Source organism: Falsiroseomonas oryzae (assembly GCF_027856955.1).
Lineage (GTDB): Bacteria > Pseudomonadota > Alphaproteobacteria > Acetobacterales > Acetobacteraceae > Falsiroseomonas > Falsiroseomonas oryzae.
On sequence record NZ_JAPSMD010000495.1, the window covers coordinates 1 to 3,550 of the forward strand.

Genomic DNA, 3,550 nt, shown 5'->3' on the forward strand with positions numbered 1-3,550 from the left:
CAGCCGCGCTGGTGGACCGGGACCCGCCGGGCGTCGCCGCCGATGCGCCGCTGCTGCGGGTGGCCGATACGCTGGAGGGCTTGCGCGCGCTGGGCGCCGCCGCGCGGGCGCGCAGCGCCGCGCGCTTCGTCGGCGTGACCGGCAGCGTCGGCAAGACCACGACGAAGGAGATGCTGCGCCTCGCGCTCGGCGCCCTCGGCCCGACCCATGCCGCGGCGGCCAGCCACAACAACCACTGGGGCGTGCCGCTGACCCTGGCCCGCCTGCCGAGCGACGCGGCTTTCGCGGTGATCGAGATGGGGATGAACAACCGCGGCGAGATCGCGCCCCTGACGCGGCTGGCGCGGCCGCATGTCGCGGTGATCACCACGATCGGCACCTCCCACATCGGCAATCTCGGCAGCCAGGCGGCGATCGCGGAGGAGAAGGGCGACATCCTGCTCGGGCTGGAGAAAGCGGGTGGCGGGGTCGCGGTCCTGCCGGCCGACAGCGCCTTCCTGCCGCGCCTCGCGGACCGCGCGGAGGCGATCGGCGCGCGCGTGCTGACCTTCGGCGAGAGCTCCCGCGCCGACATCCAGCTGACGGACTATGTCGGCGCCGCCGACCGCGGCACGGCGCGGCTGCTGATGGACGGGCTGCCGCTGTCGGTGCATCTCGCCGCGCCAGGCCAGCATCTGGCGATCAATGCCTGCGCCGTTCTGGCGGCGGTGCATGCGCTCGGCGGCGACGTGGTGGCCGCGGCCGAGGCGCTGTCGGCTTTCGGCGCCGGCGCGGGGCGCGGGCAACGGGTGACGCTGTCGCTGCCCGGCGGCGCGGCGATCCTGCTGGACGATAGCTACAACGCCTCCCCTGCCTCGATCCGGGCCGGACTCGCGGTGCTGGCGGCGCAGCCGGCGACACGGCGCATCGCGGCGCTGGGCGACATGCGGGAGCTCGGCGAGGGCGGGCCTGCCATGCATGCGGAGCTTGCCCCGGACGTCGCGGCGGTGGCCGACCTGGTCTATTGCTGCGGCCCGCTGATGCGCCACCTCTTCGACGCCCTGCCGGCATCCCGGCGCGGCGCGCATCTGGCGGACAGCGCGGCGCTGGCGCCCCTGCTGGCCGCGGCGGTCCGCCCCGGCGACGCGGTGCTGGTGAAGGGCTCGCTCGGCAGCCGCATGGCGCCGGTGGTGGTGGCGCTGACCTCGCTCAACAAGGACGAAGCCGCCAAGGGCGCCGGAGTGGTTCCGTGATCTTCAACCTGCTCGCGCCGCTGGCCGACGAGTTCATCCTGTTCAACCTGTTCCGCTACCTGACCTTCCGGGCCGGTGCGGCCTGCATGACGGCGCTGTTCCTCTCGCTGCTGATCGGGCCGTCGCTGATCCGCTGGCTGCGGGCGACGCAGAAGGGCGGCCAGCCGATCCGCGAGGACGGGCCGGAAAGCCACCTGCTGACGAAGAAGGGCACGCCCACCATGGGCGGCCTGCTGATTCTGATCGCGCTGGTGGCCTCCACCCTGCTGTGGGCCGACCTGCGCAACCACTACGTCTGGGTCGTGCTGCTGGTGACGCTGGGCTACGGCGCGCTGGGCTTCGCCGACGATTGGCTCAAGGTGACGAAGCGCAACACCAAGGGCGTGTCGGGCCGCCAGAAGCTGCTGGTGCAGGGGCTGATCGGGCTCGCGGCGGCGATCTGGATCATGTGGCTCTTGCCGGCTCCGCTCTCCACCACGCTCGCCGTGCCCGTCTTCAAGGAGGTGCTGGTGCCGCTGGGCATCGCCTTCCCGCTGCTGGCGATGCTGGTGATGATGGGCTCCTCCAACGCGGTGAACCTGACGGACGGACTGGACGGGCTGGCCATCGTGCCGGTGATGCTGGCGGCGGGCGTCTTCGCGCTCATCGCCTACCTGGTCGGCAACCGCGTCTTCGCCGACTACCTGCAGCTGCATTTCGTGCCCGGCACCGGCGAGCTGGCCGTGGTGCTCTCCGCCCTGATCGGCGCGGGGCTGGGCTTCCTGTGGTTCAACGCGCCGCCGGCCAAGGTCTTCATGGGGGACATCGGCAGCCTGTCCATCGGCGGGGCGCTGGGCGCGGTGGCGGTCGCGACGAAGCACGAGATCGTCCTGGCGATCGTCGGCGGGCTGTTCGTGGTGGAGACGCTGTCCGTCGTCATCCAGGTCTTCTGGTACAAGCGCACCGGGCGGCGCGTCTTCCTGATGGCGCCGCTGCACCACCACTTCGAGAAGAAGGGCTGGGCGGAGCCGACCATCGTGATCCGGTTCTGGATCATCGCGATGGTGCTGGCGCTGGTCGGCCTCTCGACCCTGAAGATCCGATGAGCGCGTTCCGGCCCTTCTCCGGTCAGCGCATCGCGGTCGTCGGGCTCGGCCGCGCCGGGCTGCCGGCGGCGCAGCGCCTGGCCGCATGGGGCGCCGAGGTCACGGCCTGGGACGACGGCGCGCCTGCGCGGGAGGCGGCGGAGCGCGCCGGTCTTGCCGTGCGGGACCTCGCGGCCGGTGCCTTCCGCTTCGACGCGCTGCTGCTCTCGCCCGGCATCCCGCACGCCCTGCCCCGGCCGCACCCCGTCGCGGCCCGGGCCACGGAGGCAGGGGTGCCGATCCTGTGCGACGTGGAGTATCTGTTCCGCGCCGTGCGGGCGGCGGGCAGCGGCGCCCGCTTCGTGGGCATCACCGGCACCAATGGCAAGTCCACCACCACCGCCCTGGTCCACCACCTGCTGGCGGGCAGCGGGCGGGTGTCGGAGGTCGGCGGGAACCTTGGGCCGGCCGCGCTCGGCCTCAACATCTTGGGGCCGGGAGGGACGTACACCCTCGAAATGTCGTCCTACATGTTGGAGCGACTCGCAACGATCCGCTTCAACACGGCTGTGATGCTGAATCTCAGCGCCGACCACCTGGACCGCCATGGGAGCATGGCCGGCTATGCCGCTGCAAAGGCGATGATCTTCGCGCGGCAGCGCCCGGAGGACCTTGGCGTGCTTGGGCAGGACGACGCGCTCTCGGCAGGCATGGCCGGTGCCGTACGGTCGCGTCTGCTGCCGATCTCCGGTTTGCAGCCGGTGGCGGGCGGCATCTGGGCGGAGGGCGCGCGCCTGCGCGACGTCGCCGGGGAGATTGCCGACCTCCGGACTGCCCCCGCGCTGCCGGGCGCGCACAACGCCCAGAACGCCGCGGCGGCCGCCGCGGTCGCGCTGGATGCCGGCCTGAGCCGCAGCGAGATCGCCGCCGGCCTGGCCAGCTTCCCGGGCCTGCCGCACCGGCAGGAGCGCGTCGGCACGCTGGGCGGCGTGGTCTTCGTGAACGACAGCAAGGCTACCAACGCCGACAGCGCGGCCCGTGCGCTCGCCTCCTACGACCGCGTGGTCTGGATCGCGGGCGGGATCGCGAAGGACGGCGGCATCGAGAGCCTGGCGCCGCTCTTCCCGCGCATCGCCCGCGCCCTGCTGGTGGGGCAGGACGCGCCGCTGCTGGCGGCGACGCTGGCGGCGCATGGCGTGCCGCACGAGGTGGCGGGCACGCTGGACGCCGCCGTGCCCGCCGCCGCCGCGGCCG

General features: G+C 73.1%; 3 protein-coding genes. All 3 read left to right on the forward strand.

Features of this window, described 5'->3' with window-relative positions; all coding sequences use genetic code 11:
• A partial coding sequence (locus tag OZN99_RS27660) for a UDP-N-acetylmuramoyl-tripeptide--D-alanyl-D-alanine ligase (protein WP_270938444.1) occupies positions 1-1,232 on the forward strand: 1,232 nt, incomplete at its 5' end.
• Complete coding sequence (gene mraY / locus OZN99_RS27665) at positions 1,229-2,317, forward strand: phospho-N-acetylmuramoyl-pentapeptide-transferase (RefSeq protein WP_270938445.1); 1,089 nt, start codon at positions 1,229-1,231, stop codon at positions 2,315-2,317. The genes OZN99_RS27660 and mraY, both read left to right, overlap by 4 nt.
• Positions 2,314-3,550: UDP-N-acetylmuramoyl-L-alanine--D-glutamate ligase (gene murD, locus OZN99_RS27670; protein ID WP_270938446.1), on the forward strand; the 1,237-nt coding region annotated here is incomplete at its 3' end. The genes mraY and murD, both read left to right, overlap by 4 nt.